Source organism: Limnobacter sp. UBA7229 (assembly GCF_002473065.1).
GTDB lineage: Bacteria > Pseudomonadota > Gammaproteobacteria > Burkholderiales > Burkholderiaceae_B > Limnobacter > Limnobacter profundi.
On the sequence record NZ_DKTN01000017.1, the window covers coordinates 47,802 to 66,887 of the forward strand.

Genomic DNA, 19,086 nt, shown 5'->3' on the forward strand with positions numbered 1-19,086 from the left:
TGGTGTTGCTGCTGGTGTTGCTGCAGCGGGAGTTGCAGCCACTGCTGGGCCTGCTTTTTTCATGAGTCCAATGATGAAATTCTTCACATCATCCGACTTGTGACCACCACCCAGTTTTTCAACACGAACCGCCAACTCATCAACAATCGATTTCAACTCATTACTTACTTCTTCAGTGCCAGCAATCTGATGGCACTCAGTAAGTAACTCGATGACATTGGGCCGCGCCTGTGGTGAGCGTGTGAAATCCGCTTTGGTTTGAGTTGCAAGCAACTGTGAAGAAGGCCGAGGCTGAACCACCGATTTATTGGATGCGGCCGCCGGAATGGGCGGAACAACTGTGCCTTTTGAATTGGATGAAATAGGAGAATGCTGAGTCACGAATTAGCTCCGAGTCTGAATCATGGGGTCAATTTGAAGAATTCTTCTTGAGACTGTGAAGGGTCTGGAGTTGCTTGGAGGTGGTGACAACATTCAACTTTAAAACCGAGAGCAGCTCTTTGATATGGGGGCCGGGGACAAGTAGTCCGTCCGTAGATTGAATTTTCAACCCCAACAATGTTTGTTCAAGCAGATTGAGATTGCCGATAAGATCAGCTTGAAAATCTTCGGGAAGATCCTGGCCACATACTGACCGAGCCAGTTCATCGGCGGTGCTCAGTGCATTTTGCCAATGCAGCGCGGGGTTCTGCTTCAAGTCTGCGCTCAGTTTTTTCCAAATGGCTGATGCAGCCTTTGACAGGCCACCCTCACCCACAGTCTTTGCGCTAGAGGGTGATTTGGCTGCACTTTCCGCAACAACACTTTGAGGAGGTAAGGAGGGTGAATTCCCTACCCCGGAGGAACTGGCCGGCATGTATTCCCCTTGCCTGAAATTCAGTAAAACGACAGGGGAAATATCCCCTTTCATCTAAGGAACAAATGCGGCCGGAAAGTTCCTCCAGCTATTGATACATATCAGTTTCTACTGGCGTAAAACTGCGCCAGCGCGGCTGCAGTGTGCCCCGCTTTCTTGCCTTTCGCATTGGCCAGCGTTTGCGGGCTTCCCTGCGCCACCAATTGACCTCCGCCAATGCCAGCCTCGGGACCCATGTCGATCACCCAGTCTGCCTGGGCGATCAAGTCAAGGTCGTGTTCAATCACCACCACCGTGTGGCCCGCGTCCACCAGCCTGTGCAGCACGGCAATCAGCTTTTCCACGTCGTTCATGTGCAAGCCAACAGTGGGTTCGTCCAACACGTACAAAGTGGGCGGGCTCATTTGTACACCCGCTTTGTTTTCCCGCACCTTCACCAGTTCAGTCACCAGCTTGATCCGCTGCGCCTCGCCACCGCTCAGCGTGGGGCTGGGCTGGCCAATGGTCAGGTAACCGAGGCCAACGTCGTTCAGCAGTTGCAGGGCTTGCGCGATTGCTGGGTGCGCCTCAAAAAACGGCGCCGCCTCTGAACAACTCATGTTCAGAATTTCCGCAGCGGTTTTGTCGCGCCAGGTGACTTGCAAGGTTTCAGGGTTGAATCGTTTGCCTCGGCAGGCCTCGCACACCACTTTCACGTCAGGCAGGAAGTTCATTTCAATGGTTTGCATGCCCTGGCCATCACACACCGGGCAGCGGCCGGGCCCTGCATTGAAACTGAAGCGGTTGGCTGCAAAACCGCGCATGCGGGCTTCAATGGTGTCGGCCAGCACATTGCGAATTCGGTTCCAGAAACCAATATAAGTGGCAGGGCAACTGCGCGGCGTTTTACCGATCGGGGTTTGGTCCACTTCCAGTACACGGGCCACTTGGTCAGCGCCCTCAATGGCATCGCAGGCAAACCAGTTGTGTACGGGCTTGCCTTTCTTGTTTTGGTTCAACACATACTGGCGCATATTGGCCAACAAAATGTCGCGGGCCAGGGTAGATTTTCCGCTACCAGAAACGCCAGTGATGGCCACCAAACGGCCCAGTGGAATATCCACATCCAAACCCGTAATGTTGTGCAGTTTGGCACCCTTGATACTCAATCGTGCTGTGTCTTTTTCAACCAGCCGTTTGGGGCTTGGCAGGTGCGGAATGGGGTTCTTCAGGTAACGGCCTGTCAGCGAATTTTTGTCCGCGGTTACCTCAGCCACTGTGCCTTGGGAAATAATTTCACCACCCAATGTGCCCGCACCAGGGCCAATGTCGACCAAGCGATCAGCGCGCTGCATGGTGTCAATGTCGTGTTCAACAATCACCAGGGTGTTGCCCTTGGCGCGAAGTTCCTCAAGCGCGTCCAGCAGGCGATGGTTGTCGCGGGTGTGCAAACCAATGGTGGGTTCGTCCAGCACGTAACACACACCGCGCAGGTTGGTGCCCAACTGGCTGGCCAAGCGAATGCGCTGGGCTTCACCACCACTCAGGGTGGGCGCGCTGCGGTTCAGGTGGAGGTAATCGAGCCCCACCTGTTTCAAAAACTTCAATCGCCCAGCCATTTCAATGCGAATGTCTTTGGCAATTGCAGTTTCACGTTCATCCAACTCAAGCTGATCCACCCACAGCAAAGCGTCACTGACTGTTTGGTCGGCCAGTTCGGCAATGTTGTTGTTCTTGAACTTCACAGCCAGCGCGGTGGGGTTTAGGCGTTGGCCATTGCATGATGCGCACACCATGCTTTCCCGCAAATAGCTTCCTTCTTCATTTTCAGCATTTTCGTCTGCACTTTTGTCTTGCTCAGAAAGCCACTTGCCTTCTTCGCCTGTGGTTTCAGCATCAAAGCCTTCCACTTCTTCACCCACCCCAAAACAGCTGGCGCACCAGCCATGTTTGCTGTTGTAGCTGAACAAGCGCGGGTCGAGTTCCGGAAAGCTGCGCGCGCAACTGGGGCAGGCACGTTTGGTGGAATAAAAACGAATGGCAGCTGATTCGCCTTTTTTTCCGGGCGCCTCGACCATTACTGTGCCTTTGCCATATTCCAGCGCAAGTGCCAGTACTTCGCGCAGTTCTTTCTCACCTTTGGCTTGAATGCTCAGGGTTTTAACGGGAAGTTCAATGTGGTGTTCCTGATAACGGGCCAATTTGGGCCAGGGGTTGGTGGGCACGTACTCACCATCCACGCGCAGGCGTTCATAACCGCGGTCCACGGCCCATTTTGCAATTTCGTTGTAAATACCTTTACGCCCCTGTACCAGTGGGGCCAGCAAGGTAATCTCCTGCCCTTTGTAATGCTGCATGATTTGCGCCAGCATGCTGTCCATGCTTTGCGGAGCAATGGGCACTTCGCAAGTGGGGCAATGCTGAATGCCCAGCTTCACGAATATCAGGCGCAGGAAGTGGTACACCTCGGTGACTGTGGCTACTGTACTTTTTCGACCACCACGGCTGGTGCGCTGCTCGATCGCCACCGTGGGTGGGATGCCAAAAATAGCATCCACATCGGGCTTGGCAGCAGGCTGCACAAACTGGCGTGCGTAGGCATTCAAACTTTCAAGGTAGCGGCGCTGGCCTTCGGAAAACAAAATATCAAATGCCAGCGTCGATTTTCCGCTGCCCGAAGGCCCGGTAATTACAGTCATTTTTTCACGCGGAATAGTCAAACTGACGTTCTTCAGGTTGTGCTCGCGCGCATGCAAAATTTCAATGCCATCGGTCAAACCTCGGCGGCTACTTGCCGTGTTTAGCCCATACAAGGCGGCAGCCTCGGCCACCATGTGGTCACTACCTTGATCACTGCCTTTGTTCAAATCGGCAGCATCCAGCAAATTGGTTTGCGCCAAATACTGCTTAATTGCAATGCCGGTGTGGCTGGCTTTGTTCTTTGCAAGTTGTTCAGGTGTGCCTTGGGCCACCAGTTCACCACCGTATTCACCCGCTTCAGGGCCAAGGTCGATGAGCCAATCGGCGGCGCATATTACATCCAGGTTGTGTTCAACGATCAGCACACTGTGCCCTGCTTCCTGCAAAAGGCGCAGCGAGCGCATCAGCTTGGCCACATCGTCAAAATGCAAACCGGTGGTGGGCTCATCAAACACAAACAGGTCACCACGCTTGGCCACTTTCTGGCCGCTGGCAGTGGGCTTCAAGTTGGCCAGAAAGCCAGCCAGTTTCAGGCGTTGTGCTTCACCACCGCTGAGCGTGGGCACGGGCTGACCCAGGCGCAAATAATTCAAACCCACTTGTGCAAGCGGTTGCAGTGTTTTTAGCAGTGCGGTGTCTTTCTCAAACAAATCAAGGGCCTGGTCTACAGTCAGTTCAAGCACCTGCGCCATGTTCAACACTTGGCCTTTTCGTTCAAGCGTGACTTCCAGTGCCTCTGGCCGATAGCGTGTGCCATTGCATTCGCCGCAGCGCAAATACACATCGCTTAAAAACTGCATTTCTACATGTTCAAAGCCATTGCCGCCGCACATGGGGCAGCGGCCGTCGCCACTGTTGAAACTGAAAAAGCCGGGTTTGTAATCGCGCTCTACGGCAATTTTTGTTTTTGAAAATAGTTTGCGAAGTTCATCAAATGCACCGACATAACTGGCAGGGTTGCTTCGCGTGGTTTTGCCGATCGGGCTTTGGTCAACAAAGGCAAGTTGTGAAATATGCTCTACACCCTCCAATGAATCAAAGTCACCCGGTGGCTCTGTGGGCTCGCCTTTTATTTTTTTAATGGCGGGTACCAGAACGTCTTGCACCAAAGTGCTTTTGCCCGAACCTGAAACACCAGTGAGTACCACCAGGCGGTTCAGCGGCAATTTGAAATCAATGTTTTTCAAGTTGTTGGCGCGCACACCAGTCAAGGTAATGTGCTCTGTGGAATCGCCCAGCGGCTCGATGTTTTCCACCACCTTCAGTTCGCCCTTCAAGTAGCGGGCAGTCAGCGAATTTGCCTGGGCAATTTTGGCGGGCGCGCCATCAAACACAATATTGCCACCGGCTTCACCCGGGCCTGGACCAATGTCCACGAGCCTGTCAGCCTGGTTCATCAATTGCGGGTCGTGCTCAACCACCACCAAGGTGTTACCGGCCTCTTTCAGACGCTGCATGGCTTGAGCCACGCGCGCAATGTCGCGGGGGTGCAGGCCCACCGAGGGTTCGTCCAATACAAACAAAGTATTCACCAGCGAACTGCCCAGTGCCGTGGTCAAATTGATTCGCTGTACTTCACCACCACTCAGGGTTCTGCTTTGCCTGTCCAGTGTCAGGTAACCCAAGCCCACTTGAATGAGGAAGCCCAAGCGGGTGCGAATTTCTTGCAACACCAAATCACTGGCCTCATCGAGCGCGCCGGGCAGTTGCAGGTTTTTAAACAGTTGAGCCACTTTCAATAGCGGCATCTGCATGATTTCATGAATGCTGTGCTTGCCAGAATCGCTGGGCAACTTCCACAGCAGTGAATCGGGTTTCAAGCGTGCACCGCCGCAATCCCCACAAGGGGTGTAGCTGCGGTATTTGCTCAACATGACCCGCACATGCATTTTGTAGGTGCGACTTTCCAGCCATTCGAAAAAACGGGCCACACCATAGAACAAGTGACCATCCCAATTGCCGTCAAAATTGGCATCGCCTTCAATCACCCACAACTTGTGTTCTTCGGGCAAATGTTTGTAAGCAATATCGGTGGCAATGCCGCGTTTTTTGGCAAATTTCACCAAATCTTTCTGGCAGCTTTTGAAACTCTCCGTGGTCCAGGGCTTTACCGCACCTTCTTCCAGCGATTTGTTTTCATCAGGGATAACAAGGCCATAATCGATTCCAATCACCCGTCCAAAACCACGGCAGGTGTCGCAAGCGCCCAAGGGGGAATTGAAGCTGAAGTGGCTGGGCAGCGGGCTTGAGTAATCCAGATCACAGGTGGCGCAGTGCAGCCCCTCGGAATAGCGCCAGGGCTCTCGTTCTACAGCCCCTTCATCGCCAGTTTCAGGCAGCGCAAACACATTCACTTTGCCTTTGCCGCGGTGCAGGGCGCTGGCCACGGCGTCGCTAAAACGACTTTCCTCAACACCCGCCACGCGGAAGCGGTCTTGCACCACATCGAGCAATTTTTCCACCACGCTGCGGCCTTTTTTAATCGGTGTTTCGCGGTGAATTCGGGTATAACCTTGCGCGCTCAGGAAATCTTCAATCTCCTGAGTCGTAAATTTTGCGGGCACGCGCACGGGAAAGGTAACCACCAAGCGTGGGTCGTTTTGCGCAGCGGCCTTGTCCAGTATCGATTGTTTGATGGTGGCTACGGTGTCTTCACGTACCCACTGGCCACACTGGCGGCAATGCAGGTGGGCGGCGCGAGCGTAAATCAACTTCAGGTGATCATTGATTTCAGTCATTGTGCCCACGGTGCTGCGGGAGGTGCGCACGGGGTTGGCCTGATCGATGGCAATGGCGGGCAACACGCCTTCAATGCTGTCTACATCGGGTTTGTCCATGCGGTCCAGAAACTGGCGTGCATAGGGCGAAAAGGTTTCAACGTAGCGGCGTTGCCCTTCGGCATACAGGGTATCGAACACCAATGAACTTTTACCACTGCCTGACACACCCGTGAACACTGTGATTTCACCGGTTTTGATGTCGATGTCAACGTTTTTCAGATTGTGCTGGCGGGCACCCTTGATGCGAATGATGTTGCCAAGGTATTGGGAATTTTGGTCTTTTTTTGCTTTGCTAGTCATGGGGTGCCTGCAGGGTAAAACAGTTGCTACATGACTTTGATTGTAATGGGTGAGGCGAGCTTAACCGGGCCTAAGCCGCCTGCTTGATTGAAATTATAAAACCCGGCGTTGCCTACTGGCTGAGGGGCAAGGGCTGAACACGATGACGCACGCTTGGCGACTCGATTTGATCCCGCAGATGCATGGCTGCAGCCGTCAACGTGCCTACCCGCAACTGCCCCAGCAGTGGTGTTTGAATACCGGTGGGGATGGAGCCCTGAACCGCCAGATATGCTGAATTCAGGTCACCCAACTGTTGATAATCACGGGGCAGTGCATTGTGGCAGGCTGGTGCATCGCGCCTGGGCAAGACAGTGGCCACCAAACTCTCTGCCAAACGAATGTGGGTTTCAAATGTGGCGGCCTCTTGTTCGGCTTGAACCAGTATTTTTGTAGGTTTCCCCTGATCAGCCCGCTTCAAATCGGGTTTGTAACTGTTTTTCACCACAGCATCCAGACAGCCTTTCAAGTTATCAGCCTGATCGTAAACAAGGCTGCTGAATGCCTGCAAGTTTTCAAGGTTTTGAATCACCGGATTGGCCACACTTGCTGGCGTGGCAAAACGTCGACATTGCTTCAAATAATCTTTTGCCAGCGAGTCGACCGATTTGGTCAATGCACTGGATTCTTTCTTCAAAGTTTGAACATCAGACATGAAACCATCCAGCACCGCGGTACTGTGCTGCAACTGGGCATGCAGATTTCCAATCGGACTTTGCATAATCAACACTCCTGAATCAGTTAAGGAGCGCTTCGTGGGGAAACATACAAGAATGGTTCCTTCTTGGTACCTCTCTGCGGGGAAACGTACAAATGAACTTTCCGATGCGGCAAAGTCACTTACTTTGTTTACATGATTGGCTGTTAGTCCATGCTCGATACCAACACCCCTGACAAGTTCATTTTTCATGGCGCAGGCCGCGAATATTTCAAAATCTGGCTTGTAAACCTTGTACTCACCATCGCAACCTTGGGTATTTACGCGGCATGGGCCAAAGTGCGAACCCGCAAGTATTTCTACCAATCCACTGAATTAAACGGCAACAGGTTTGACTATCACGGCGACCCCAAAGCAATACTGAAAGGCAATTTGCTGGTTGTCTGCATCGCACTGACCTACGTGTTTTCATCGGCTTACTCCCCAGGTTTTGCGGGCCTGATCATGTTGTCGGTGATTTTCCTGATGCCACTGTTTCTGGTCATGAGCCTGCGTTTTCACTTGGCTAACAGCAGCTATAGGGGGTTGCGCTTCCGCTTCAACGGCGCAGCTAAAAGGGCCTATGGCAAATTGATGGTCACCATTTTGATCAGTCTGGGCTTTTTTGTGGTGCTTGGCATGGTGCTCGGAATCGGTAGAGGGCTGATCAACCTGGAATTCTCTGGGGTAACCTCAGTCCTGATGATCATTGCAGCCTCACTGTTGCTAGGCACTGGCATTGCATTCATTCTCGCCATGTTCATCAGCGGCCTGCGCTTGTTTGTCATGAATCACTCAAAGTTCGGCAACGCCGAGCTGAAGTGCGGCGCTCAGTTTGGCGAATTTGGCAAAACCACCCTGAAATCAACATTTTTGGCTGGCCTGGCTTTGTTTCTTCTGGCCATTGCTGCATTTGCCATCAACATGAGCCTATTCACCGACGCGTTCGATTTTTCGATGCCCTTGAGTGAAGAAACCCCCTCGACAGAAGACAGCGCTGCGCAAGAACAAGCACATGTGGCCATGCAAGCCATGGCCATGCTTTCAAGCCTCGGCGCAATTGCATTGCTGGCTTATCTCGTATTGTTTGCATTCGGCGCCTATTTGAAAACCGCCATTGACAACCTGATGTGGAACAACACCACACTTGCAAGCCAGCATCGGTTCAAAAGCACGGCGAGCCCAATCGCGGCCACATGGATCCACATCAGCAATATTCTCCTGATTGTTTGCACCATGGGTTTGTTTCTTCCATTCGCACGAATTCGCTCAACACGCTACAGAATTACACACATGGCATTCGTCCCCGTGGGCAGCATCGACGAGATTATGCGGGAAGAGCAGAGCAAACAAAAAGCTTTCGGTGACAGCATGGGGGATGCACTTGGTTTGGAACTTGGCATTTGAGATCAAACCCGCATCCCACTGCTTTACCGGCCATTTACTTTAACGGGGAGGTACTGAAAGGTACCCCCGTGAATGTCTACAACGATGCTGGGCAATTGGTGTTTTTGGTCAACGATACAAAACATGCCTTTGCTTTGCGCAATATCAAGCGCCCGGAAAGCTTCGGCAATGCGCCAATTGTGCTTGATTTGCCCAACGGGGGCACACTCGAATTTGATAGGGAAAGCTGCTCAAGCACCCTGCAATCCTGGAAAGTACTTTCCTTAAGCTGGTTTGAAAAAGTTCAATACCACCCCACTCAATGGCTACTTATTGGCATCGCGTCTATCGCGTTTGCAATTGGCCTTTACGGCCAAGGCTTGCCTTTGATCAGCAAATGGATCGCGTTTGCCACACCACCAGCCAAGCTGTCGGAATTAATGGGAAACGTGTTGATTGAGCTGGATGATGTTATTTTTCAACCCAGCAATCTAGACGATCAGGCGAAATCTACCTACCAGCAGCAACTGAACTCACTCATCGCAGGCCGCGCAGAGTTGTCCCATGTCAGGCTTGCGTTTCGCAGCAGTAAAATTGGTCCCAACGCCTTTGCCTTACCCGACGGCACCATTATTTTAACCGACGAACTTTTGAACTTCCTACCGGCGAAGACCATTCCTGGTGTTTTGGCGCATGAGTTGGGGCATATTCAACTTCGGCACATGTTCCGTCGATTGCTGCAAAACGCTCTGGCTGGAACCGCAATTGCCATTTTTTCAGGTGATGTTTCAGTCCTGATCAGCACCCTGGGCACGCAATTGATTGCGCAGCACTACAGCAGAGAATTTGAACGGGAAGCTGATTTGTTTGCAATTGAACTGTTTGTTAAACAAGGGCGCGACCTTGCCGCACTTGAATTGCTACATGAAAAGCTCGGCAGCCTGGATGGTTCGGGTTCTACCGACTCGTCCTATCTGGACAGTCACCCAGGTGCTGAAGAACGAATTCAATTAATTCGAGAAAATCAATAAAACACGAAAGCCCGCTAAGCAAGCTTTCGCGGTACGACTATCACGAATTATCCGCCAAGCACTTTTTCGCACATCGTTGCATAAATGGCCTGGGCACAATCAATCCCCTTGAGCTAACACCCCAACAATTCGCTATTTGTTCAATTGGCATGTTATTTCTCATCGGAAAATTAATGAATATTCCTGTTCAAAGCCACAACGTTTGTATCCAAATCCGATTGGATATTTTGGCGAGTATATTGCGCAGCGATTCTCAGGTTGTTGACGGCTGTAGTTACCTTGGGCCCCTGGTCTGCACCAAGCTTGCTTGCTCGTTTCAATATCTTTTCCACTTGACCTGTGCACCAATTTACCTTGTGAGCTTGAGGAATCGCCGCGACATTGCCTTGGAACAAACCATCTTGATGATTCGAAAAGAAATCTACTTCCTGGTCGAGGCTTTTTGCTTTTGACGCAAAACTTTTGAGTGTATCTTTCGCTCCATCCAATAATTTGATTAATTGTTTGGATTGAATTGAATCCCCTTGAGGAGAAAATATCAGGGCTTTGGAGCTACCTGTGGTCGCCACCACATGTGCTCTCATATCTCGCGCAGTTTGCGCCAACTCAGATGCTGCATTGACCAAGGGAGAGATATCTCGTTTCAGGTTACTTAAGTTTTGTTTGTTGATATTGAATTGCTCAACAACCGGGTTGCTGGTAGCAACAGAACTTGAATACATCTTGAATAGTCCTCAAATTTGTGAAAAGGATAAGTCTGTTAACCAACCAAAAAAGAAGTTCGATTTATCAACAAAACTCAATCCGTTCTGCACAACAAAAATCCCGCTCGGGGGTTTGAACCCGGCGGGATTTTCTGAACTACATCAACAGTTGGCGGCGATTAAAACCGGATATCAGACAACCTGTGCAAGCCGGCGTTTGCGTACACCTTGTGCCAAGGTTTCCAGTACTTGCAGGCTGTCGTCCCAGCCCACACAACCATCGGTGATGCTTTGGCCGTAAGTCAACGGCTTGCCGGGCTCGAGGTCCTGGCGACCTTCCACCAAATGGCTTTCAACCATCACGCCCATAATACGGGCGTCACCGGCAGCCAGTTGTTCAGCAATGTTTTCGCACACGCCTACCTGGTTCTTCGGCACCTTGCTGCTGTTGCCATGGCTTGCATCAATCATGATTCGGGCGGCGAGACCCGCCTTGCCAATATCAGCCGCAGCCGCCTCAACAGACGCCGCATCGTAGTTCGGGCCTTTCCCGCCACGCAAAATAATGTGGCAATCTTCGTTGCCCGAGGTGCTCACAATGGCGCTACGCCCTTCCTTGGTCACACTTAAAAAGTGGTGCGGGTGCTGAGCAGCTTTGATGGCATCCACTGCAATTTTTACGTTGCCATCTGTGCCATTCTTGAAACCGACCGGGCAGCTCAGGCCAGATGACAACTCACGGTGAATCTGGCTTTCAGTGGTGCGGGCACCAATGGCGCCCCAGCTGACCAAATCAGCAATGTACTGTGGGGTGATCATGTCGAGAAATTCAGTGCCAGCGGGCAAACCAAGGCCGTTGATGTTCAGCAGCACTTCACGCGCCATGCGCAGGCCTTTGTTAATCTCGAAACTGCCGTCCAGATTGGGGTCATTGATCAAACCCTTCCAACCCACGGTGGTGCGGGGCTTCTCAAAATAAACACGCATCACAATTTCCAGGTCTTCCGCGTATTTTTCGCGGTACACCTTCAGCTTGTTGGCGTACTCCATGGCCGCTTTCACGTCGTGAATGGAGCAAGGCCCCATCACCACGATCAAACGGTCGTCGCCACCGTGCAGAATTTTGTGCAAAGCGGTACGGCAACCTGCGACTGTGTCAGCAATTGCGGGGGTAATGGGCACGTCTGCGATCAAGGCCGCAGGGGTGACCAGTTCTTTAATTTCTTTGATTCTCAAGTCGTCTGTTACCGTGTTCATGCCAATTCTCCTGAATGCTGGCGCGCTTTTTGTTCAAAGTGTCGGTTCAAAAAAAAACCGCCAGGAGGTTCAGGCCTGGCGGTTTTGGGATCTGTTCGAACTATGTGTTTTTACGCACAACCCTCTTCCGCCGCTTGCCCAAACCAGGCAAAGAAGCCAAAAAAAGCATAAAAAGAGTGCGCGAAATTCGTGTTCATCTTTTAAATGTAATCAATTCATGGCCGCTGTGCAAGCGCGCTAAACCAAATTCTAACAAGTCACGGGTGGGTGTGGTTGGCATCCCACTGAAAAACAAGGAACTTTGACAGATTTGAGTCCACTCAGGCGTTCAATTTCAATACACCAACCGACGAATCATGAGCATGAACGGAATCAACCCAATTCAAGTGAACCCATTGAATTTTGCCCCAGCACCTCCCCAGGCCCAACAACGCCCCACCGTGGAAGCGGTCAGGGCTCTGGCCACACAAATCAGGGGGCAGACTGCGACATTAATTCCGCTAGTCAACAATTTCTACACGGCATGGATGGTGTTGCCGCAAGCGCGGGCTGTCGCCGTTTCAGCCACACAACAACTCAAAAGCACGTTCCTGGAACCCGATGAGGGTCATGCGGATTTTCTTCGTAAACTGGAGAACTGTACCGATGAAGTGCGACACAACGCCAGAGAAGTTACTCGTTTGGCCATTTCATTGGACAACAGCTGCTTCGAGGCGCTCGAAATCGCAAGCCATTTGCTTGAGCAAGGTCCGAGCAACTTGCTGGTGACAACACCGTTGGGGCCTTGGTCTTTGTCAAAGCAGGCTATTGACACCAATTTGCTCTACCGGCTTACAGGAGACATAGACCTGCTGCAGGGCCCACAGCCCGGGGACCAAGGCAACCTGGCTGCCTTGCATGCAGAATGGGCGCAAGACGATGCGATCGACCCTTACGGCATGCCGCGCTGAATTACTGCGTACCGCCCATCACCAGCCCATCGATGCGCAGGGTGGGCTGGCCCACACCAACAGGTACGCTTTGACCTTCCTTGCCGCAAGTGCCCACGCCATCGTCAAGCGCCATGTCGTTGCCTACCATTGAAATTTTCGTGAGCGACTCTGGGCCGTTACCGATCAAGGTTGCACCCTTGAGTGGGTAAGTGATTTTGCCGTTTTCAATTTTGTAGGCCAGCGAAGCTGAAAATACAAACTTGCCACTGGTAATATCGACCTGACCTCCGCCAAAGTTCACGGCGTACACACCGTCTTTCACACTGGCGATAATTTCCTCAGGCGTTTTGTCGCCGTTCAACATGTAAGTGTTGGTCATGCGGGGCATGGGCAAATGCGCAAAGCTCTCGCGGCGACCGTTGCCGGTGACCGGCATTTTCATGAGCCTTGCGTTCGTAATGTCTTGAATGTAGCCCTTCAAAATACCGTCTTCAATCAAGGTGGTGCATTCGGTTTTGTTGCCTTCGTCGTCAATGTTCAACGAACCCCGGCGGCTGGCCAAAGTACCATCATCAACAATCGTGACCCCCTTGGCGGCCACGCGCTGGCCAATCATGCCTGAAAATGCGCTACTGCCTTTGCGGTTGAAGTCACCTTCCAGACCGTGGCCAATCGCTTCATGCAACAAAATACCGGGCCAGCCAGAACCCAGCACCACGGTCTGCAAGCCTGCCGGTGCTGGGCGGGCTTCCAGATTGATCAAGGCTTGGTCTACTGCAGTGTGGGCATGGTGCATCAAAAACGCGTCTGTAAACTGTGCAAAGTCGTAACGGCCACCAGCACCCGATGAACCAGTTTCACGACGGCCTTTTTGTTCTACCACCACACTCACGTTCACACGCACCAAGGGGCGCACATCTGCGGCGAGTACACCGTCACTGCGAGCCACCAGTACCACATCATAGGCGCCCACAATATTGGCCATCACTTGCTTCACGCGCTTGTCGCGCTTGCGTGCGAATTGCTCAAGACGCTTGAGCAGGTCTACTTTTTCAGTCGATGTCAGCGTGGGAATCGGGTTCAGAGGGCTGTAGAGTGCCCGGCTTTCAGCGCCAGCGAAGCCCTTGCCAGTTTTCAGGTTGCGATTGGCTGTTTTACCCAAGCTTGCAATTTCACGCACCGATTTGGCCGCTGCCAAAATGGGTTTGAAGGCAATGTCGTCGGAATAAGCGAAAGCAGTTTTATCACCGCTGACAGCGCGCACACCCACGCCCTGCTCAATGTTGTAGCTGCCCGATTTCACAATGCCTTCATCGAGCGACCAACCTTCAATGCAACCGTACTGAAAGTACAGGTCGGCAAAATCCACCTTGTGGGAAAAAATTTCACCAAAGGCCTTTTGAATGTGGCCTTCGTCGATACCGTAGGGGGTCCACAACAGGCTTTGGGCGGTGGCCAGGTTGGCGATGGCGGGGTCTACTACTTTCATGTTGAATCCTTTAAAGCACGCGGTGCGCAAGCGCGGGCAAGCTGTTTCGCACATCGACTATCTTAGCAGGGTCAAGCTGGCCCAGCACCACCCCCTCGCCCTCTTCAAGCACATTCTCGACCTCGCCCCACGGGTTGACCAGCATGGAATGGCCCCAGGTACGGCGCCCATTCTCGTGCACACCGCCCTGACCGCAAGCCAGCACATAACACTGGTTTTCAATGGCGCGGGCACGCATCAACACCTCCCAGTGAGCGCGGCCAGTGGTATAGGTGAATGCAGCGGGCATCACGATCAAATCAACAGGTCCCATGGCACGGTAAAGTTCTGGAAAACGCAAGTCATAGCACACGGACAAGCCTATTTTGAAGCCCTCCACATCGGCCACCACAGGTGTTTTTCCGGGAAGTAGCACGCGCGCTTCGTCGTAGCTTTCCTGCCCCTTGGTGAAACAAAACAGGTGAATTTTGTCGTAGCGGGCCGTGCATTCGCCTTGCGGATTGAATACCAGCGTGGTGTTGTACACACGGCCGTCCACCTCGCTGGCAATTGGCAGGGTACCCGCCACAATGTGTAAGTTACGTACCACGGCCTGATCGGCCAGAAATTGCTGGATCGGACCATTGCCGATAGGCTCTGCAATCGCCAGCTTGTCGGTGTCTTTGTGGCCCATCAAGCAAAAATATTCAGGCAGCAACACCATGCGTGCGCCTTGCTTTGCAGCATGCCCGATCAAACGCTGTGCGATGTCCAGATTCCGTTCAAGGTCAGGGGTGGCAATCATTTGCAGGCTTGCAACGGTCATGGACTTGCTCATGCTAATTCCTTGTGTTGGTGTCGTTGGTGGGCGGGGTGACCGGATCGCCCCTGCGCACACGCTCAATAACCGGGGCCACCCACGGGCCGCTCACCTTGTACTGAAAAGAGAAGATTTTCGAAAGCGGATCTTTCAGCACAAAATCGGCAATCAATGATGCAATACCCACCGCCGGGTTGGCTGCAATCACAGAGTAGATCAGTGAACCGCCGGCGGGGTTCAGGTCTGGCAACACAACCACATTCAAGTTTTGCGTTTCGCTTTCCAGGTCCAGTTTTCCGTCCATCAACACGGTGGCGCTAGGTCCGGTCATTTTGAAGTTCTGGGTGCTGGCAATGCCCTCTTTCATGGCCACATCGGCCTCCATGGTGTCGTAGGCAAAGCCCTCGGAAAACACATCCTTGAAATCGAGCGTGAATCGACGCGGAATACTTTGCAAGGAAAGTACGCCCAGCAATTTGGCCACGCCAGGGTCTGCTTTCAAAAACTGCCCCTTGCTGCTTTTCAGCTTGAATTGCCCGCTCAAGCTGCCATAGTCAATGTTCGTGGGGGCATCATTCCAGCGCAACCGCCCAAGCAGCGTACCCTCGCCACCTTGAAACACCCCGGCCATGCCAAGTCGGGTTAACAAGCCTCCCGCATTTTTCACGGTTTGGTCCACTTCAATGTCGGTGCGCTGATTTTTCAGGTTTTCACCGTACTGCCAAACTCCTTTGGCCCGGGTAATCGATTCCGGGTTTTCAATGCGGAGTTCTTCCAGTTTCCATTCTTTCGGGCGTTGACCCAGAGCGGCGCGCGCCTGTTCTTCACGGGTTTGGTTCACCGCGATTAATTTCAGGCTGCCCAGAGTTAAATCATTCAAGGTGAAATTGTCCACCTGCACATCCAACGCTGGAATGCTGGAGGCGGGCTCCTCCACCAAATCACGTAGGTCACTGTCGAGCGTTTTGGGAATGACCAGCGTTTTAAAACGCGCCAACACAGCACCATCAGGCCTTTGTTTGTCAGAAATCCAGGACAGATAACCATCAACCCCCTTGGCTTTCACATCAAACTGCCATCGTTTTTCGACCGTGCGGGCCGCTACCGACACGCCTTCAAATGATTTGCTGCCCACATTCAGGCGTTCGGTGCGGATACCCACCTTTAACTTGATGTCGGTGTCAGCGGTGGGGTCACCCATCAACTCGCCCATCAAGCCCTTGTTGCCCGGGGCCGAGGTGATGTCATTGAAAATAGAGCGCCAAGTGTCCAAATCAATCGCGGGCACCCGAATGTCGCCTTGTATTCCTGCTGTGGGGGCCGCCAGGGGCGCACCGATGGCGAACTGCATGGAATCAATACCCGCTTGACCCGCCTGTTCCAGAACAATCGCACGAAGTTGTGCCAGCGGTTTCGCATCGGGGCCCAAATCCACTTGCCAACGTTCACCCTGGGCTGTGGCGTTTTGGTTCAACTTGAAGGGCAATCTGGCATCTGCTTTTTTGGCGAAAGGCGCAGGCAATTTCACCTCCAAGCCCTGCAACTGACTGTTCACATCCACCGCCACGCCATTCTCACGAGTGGCCACGAGCACCGAATACGGCGTGCTGCCAGCCAGGTAAGGCTCACTCAGGGGGTTCAAATACTGGGCCAAGCCTTTGGCACGCGCAGTGCCATTGGCCCGAATTTCCATACGCCCATTGGCATCTGTGATGCCTTTCACCACCACAGGCCCACCCAGGGCCTGGCCTTGAAGCTGGTCAATAAACAAACCTTTGTTGGAAAACTGGATGACGCCATCCACATTGCTGACCACCGGCATGCCCCTCACCACTCGGATGGAATTGCCTTTCAATTTCAGGTCGCCCTTGACCTGTGTTTTTTCAGGATCAGCAATCGGAATATTCAAACGCAAATCGAGGTTGGCATTGCCTTCCACCTGTGCATTAACAAGTGCCTCGTTCAATATTTCCCGCACCGGGCTTTGATTCACAAAGGCCACCATTTTGCCCAAATCGCCTTGGCCTTGCCCTTTAATTTCAAGCAGTGGTTCCCAAGCGTCCAGGTTGTCAATGGTCGCTTGCACGCCTTTCAGGCCTACCCCGGAAGTTTCAGCTTGCTCCGCTTCAATCAACATGCGTTTGCCAATAAACAAGGCCTTGCCATTCACTTTCTGAATGCCGGGCCAGCCGGGGGCATAAGTCAGTTCACCGTTTTCAAAAGGCACATCGATTCTAAACACACCTGGGTGTTTGGGATCCGCAAAGGGAAAGTCGCTCAAGCGGCCAGACAATTCAAACTGACCGTTTTTTGCCATGCCCGCTTTCAGATTCTCTGTCAGCCATTCACGCGCACTGGCCCCAACCACCAGTGGCAAGTAATTGGCTACACGCGCAAGATTGGCCGATGGCAAGGTGCCCCGGATGTCGATGACATCCGATTCATCCCGGCGAAACTGGTAACTGCCCGCAACCTGGGCCTGAAGGTCTGTGTTGCCGACCTTCAGTTGCTCCACAGAAAATTCCGCTGGCTGATTGGCCGTGAAAACATCTCGCCAACCGCCTCGGCCTTCGATGGAATCAAAGGCCAGGGTTTCAGCTGCAAATATTTCTGGCAGGGAAATTTCAGAATTGCGGCCAACCAAGGTCCATTCGCCTTTGGAATCGCTGCCTTTGAATGTGCCACTGAGGTTCTTGAACCCGGTAATTCGTCCGTTTGATTTTGGCGACGGGTCGCGATACAACACGGTGAGCTTGCTGAAATCAACATCGGATTTGAACGAGACTGATTCCTCAAAGGGCTTGTTACCAGAAGTCCGCCAATCCAGCGCCACACGGTTGATTCGCCCGGCCACTTCGAAAGACTTCAAGGCTTCAAGCCGCTGAAGCTGCCCCAAATGTGGACCCAACTCGAGCACAATTGCCTGGGCCTGAGCCGCGTCCAATTGCTGAATCTGCACACCCCAATCCACCCCCTCTGCACCTGCTTCTTTCTTTAGGGACAAATCGGTCGGGCCAAACTGTTTTTGCCCGGCAATCTGGCCTTTCAGTTGACGGATCGAAATGGCATTCGGCTCAAACAAAGCGTGCTGACCTTGCACCTCGATCAAGGCACTGGTGTTGGTCATGTCAAAAGGGGTGGCCTCAACCTCTGGGTTGGAAAAACGCAACTTTCCAATTCGGGCATCCAGCAAGGAACGCTGCACCAAACCGTCTTCAAAATCGATCCACAGTTTTCCCTGTGGCTGGGTTAAATCCACATCCAGACCGAAAGTTTTGAACACCGACTCAAGCGGCTCCGTTTGATCCACCAAAGCACTGAGATAAAAACTGCCTTTCCATTTGGACACATCGCCCAACTTGCGCTCCAGCAACGGTGTTTTGAAGTTCAAGCGCGCGTTCACAGGCGTTTGAGCCAGCACCGGCAATTTGAAAGTCAGGCCGGCCTCGTGACGGCTGAGGCCATTTTCCAGCAACAGTTCAGCCTCGATGGCTTGAGCGCCGGGGAATTGCCCCATGGCATCCTGCCAGTTCAATACGCCGTTTCTCAGCAACACACGTTGCTGGGCCAACAACCAGTCCAGCCCGGGGTTGCCCTGGCTGCCATCATCGACCAAGGGTATGCCGGCCACTTCGATTACACCCTGTGAATTGCGCACCACACTGAGCGCTGGCGATTGCACTTCCAGGTTTTTCAGGCGTGGATTGAAGGCAAGAATGCTGGGCAAAGACCAGGTTAAGTGAACCCGATCCGCGGTGAAGCCCGGCTCACCATTGGCTTGGGGCAAGCGAATGTTTTGCACCACCAGCAAGGGACCAAAACCGCGCCAGCTGGCCTGAATCTCGCCAATTTCAAGTGCAGTGCCTGTTTGTGTTTGCAAGTACTGCTGAATTTCGGGGCGGTAGCGGTCAATTTCAGGCAAGACCAACCACTTGATGGCCAACAGGGCCATGCACAGGGGGGTATACACCGCAATCAGCACCCAAAACAGCACAGCCCCTGCACGCCGAAGCGCGGGGTTGCCCTTGACTTGTTGCACCAGTGCCTGGTTTGTTCCTTCCTGCAAGAAATACCGCCCGAATAATCGTCAACACCTGTAGTACGCTATTGTAGAACCAAGCTCCCCTTTATTACGAC

At 52.7% G+C, this 19,086-nt stretch carries 13 protein-coding genes; 4 read left to right on the forward strand and 9 right to left on the reverse strand.

Annotated features, from left to right (window positions below):
• The 4 genes from B4C79_RS09920 to B4C79_RS09935 all read right to left on the reverse strand — a co-directional run.
• Nucleotides 1–381: hypothetical protein (locus B4C79_RS09920; RefSeq protein ID WP_291751463.1), on the reverse strand; the 381-nt coding region annotated here is incomplete at its 3' end.
• A 28-nt stretch (nt 382–409) separates the two neighbouring features.
• Nucleotides 410–856 carry a hypothetical protein gene (locus tag B4C79_RS09925; protein ID WP_291740219.1) on the reverse strand — a complete coding sequence of 149 codons (447 nt, stop codon included), beginning with the start codon at nt 854–856 and terminating at the stop codon, nt 410–412.
• A 101-nt stretch (nt 857–957) separates the two neighbouring features.
• Nucleotides 958–6,615, reverse strand: coding sequence for an excinuclease ABC subunit UvrA (gene uvrA / locus B4C79_RS09930; protein ID WP_291740217.1), 5,658 nt, complete (start codon nt 6,613–6,615; stop codon nt 958–960).
• Nucleotides 6,616–6,727: 112 nt separating this feature from the next.
• Nucleotides 6,728–7,375, reverse strand: a complete 648-nt coding sequence (locus B4C79_RS09935) for a hypothetical protein (protein ID WP_291740215.1) — start codon at nt 7,373–7,375, stop codon at nt 6,728–6,730.
• Nucleotides 7,376–7,525: 150 nt separating this feature from the next.
• Here B4C79_RS09935 and B4C79_RS09940 point away from each other — a divergent pair, with 150 nt between their 5' ends.
• A complete protein-coding gene (locus tag B4C79_RS09940) occupies nt 7,526–8,758 on the forward strand; it encodes a YjgN family protein (protein ID WP_291740214.1) in 1,233 nt (410 codons plus the stop codon).
• Nucleotides 8,755–9,768, forward strand: coding sequence for a M48 family metallopeptidase (locus B4C79_RS09945; RefSeq protein ID WP_422655490.1), 1,014 nt, complete (start codon nt 8,755–8,757; stop codon nt 9,766–9,768). The genes B4C79_RS09940 and B4C79_RS09945 overlap by 4 nt, the downstream gene beginning before the upstream one ends.
• A 170-nt stretch (nt 9,769–9,938) precedes the next feature.
• On the opposite strand, the gene B4C79_RS09950 is transcribed toward B4C79_RS09945, so the two are convergent.
• The gene (locus tag B4C79_RS09950; RefSeq protein ID WP_105027214.1) at nt 9,939–10,490 is read right to left on the reverse strand and encodes a hypothetical protein; all 552 of its coding nucleotides are present in this window, start codon (nt 10,488–10,490) and stop codon (nt 9,939–9,941) included.
• Nucleotides 10,491–10,664: 174 nt separating this feature from the next.
• Nucleotides 10,665–11,729, reverse strand: coding sequence for a 3-deoxy-7-phosphoheptulonate synthase AroG (gene aroG / locus B4C79_RS09955; protein WP_291740210.1), 1,065 nt, complete (start codon nt 11,727–11,729; stop codon nt 10,665–10,667).
• A 29-nt stretch (nt 11,730–11,758) separates the two neighbouring features.
• On the opposite strand from aroG, the gene B4C79_RS09960 reads away from it, so the two are divergent.
• Both B4C79_RS09960 and B4C79_RS09965 read left to right on the forward strand, forming a co-directional pair.
• On the forward strand, nt 11,759–12,034 hold the full coding sequence (locus B4C79_RS09960) for a hypothetical protein (RefSeq protein ID WP_146106550.1): 276 nt from the start codon (nt 11,759–11,761) through the stop codon (nt 12,032–12,034).
• Nucleotides 12,035–12,091: 57 nt separating this feature from the next.
• Complete coding sequence (locus B4C79_RS09965; protein ID WP_291740209.1) at nt 12,092–12,679, forward strand: hypothetical protein; 588 nt, start codon at nt 12,092–12,094, stop codon at nt 12,677–12,679.
• A gap of 1 nt (nt 12,680) precedes the next feature.
• On the opposite strand, the gene tldD is transcribed toward B4C79_RS09965, so the two are convergent.
• From tldD to B4C79_RS09980, 3 genes are read right to left on the reverse strand one after another with little or no spacing between them, the layout of a single operon-like run.
• The gene (gene tldD, locus B4C79_RS09970; protein ID WP_105027218.1) at nt 12,681–14,150 is read right to left on the reverse strand and encodes a metalloprotease TldD; all 1,470 of its coding nucleotides are present in this window, start codon (nt 14,148–14,150) and stop codon (nt 12,681–12,683) included.
• A 10-nt stretch (nt 14,151–14,160) separates the two neighbouring features.
• The gene (locus tag B4C79_RS09975; RefSeq protein ID WP_291740203.1) at nt 14,161–14,967 is read right to left on the reverse strand and encodes a carbon-nitrogen hydrolase family protein; all 807 of its coding nucleotides are present in this window, start codon (nt 14,965–14,967) and stop codon (nt 14,161–14,163) included.
• A 1-nt stretch (nt 14,968) separates the two neighbouring features.
• Nucleotides 14,969–19,015 (reverse strand): YhdP family protein, encoded by a 4,047-nt coding sequence (locus B4C79_RS09980; RefSeq protein WP_291751473.1) that lies wholly within the window; start codon nt 19,013–19,015, stop codon nt 14,969–14,971.
• Nucleotides 19,016–19,086: the final 71 nt, after the last annotated feature.

Bases quoted from the DNA above. Each gene is read 5' to 3' on its own strand.
- tldD (WP_105027218.1), bottom strand. From the start codon at position 14,150: ATGAAAGTAGTAGACCCCGCCATCGCCAACCTGGCCACCGCCCAAAGC.
- B4C79_RS09965 (WP_291740209.1), top strand. From the start codon at position 12,092: ATGAACGGAATCAACCCAATTCAAGTGAACCCATTGAATTTTGCCCCA.
- B4C79_RS09975 (WP_291740203.1), bottom strand. From the start codon at position 14,967: ATGAGCAAGTCCATGACCGTTGCAAGCCTGCAAATGATTGCCACCCCT.
- aroG (WP_291740210.1), bottom strand. From the start codon at position 11,729: ATGAACACGGTAACAGACGACTTGAGAATCAAAGAAATTAAAGAACTG.
- B4C79_RS09940 (WP_291740214.1), top strand. From the start codon at position 7,526: ATGCTCGATACCAACACCCCTGACAAGTTCATTTTTCATGGCGCAGGC.
- B4C79_RS09935 (WP_291740215.1), bottom strand. From the start codon at position 7,375: ATGCAAAGTCCGATTGGAAATCTGCATGCCCAGTTGCAGCACAGTACC.
- B4C79_RS09925 (WP_291740219.1), bottom strand. From the start codon at position 856: ATGCCGGCCAGTTCCTCCGGGGTAGGGAATTCACCCTCCTTACCTCCT.
- uvrA (WP_291740217.1), bottom strand. From the start codon at position 6,615: ATGACTAGCAAAGCAAAAAAAGACCAAAATTCCCAATACCTTGGCAAC.
- B4C79_RS09950 (WP_105027214.1), bottom strand. From the start codon at position 10,490: ATGTATTCAAGTTCTGTTGCTACCAGCAACCCGGTTGTTGAGCAATTC.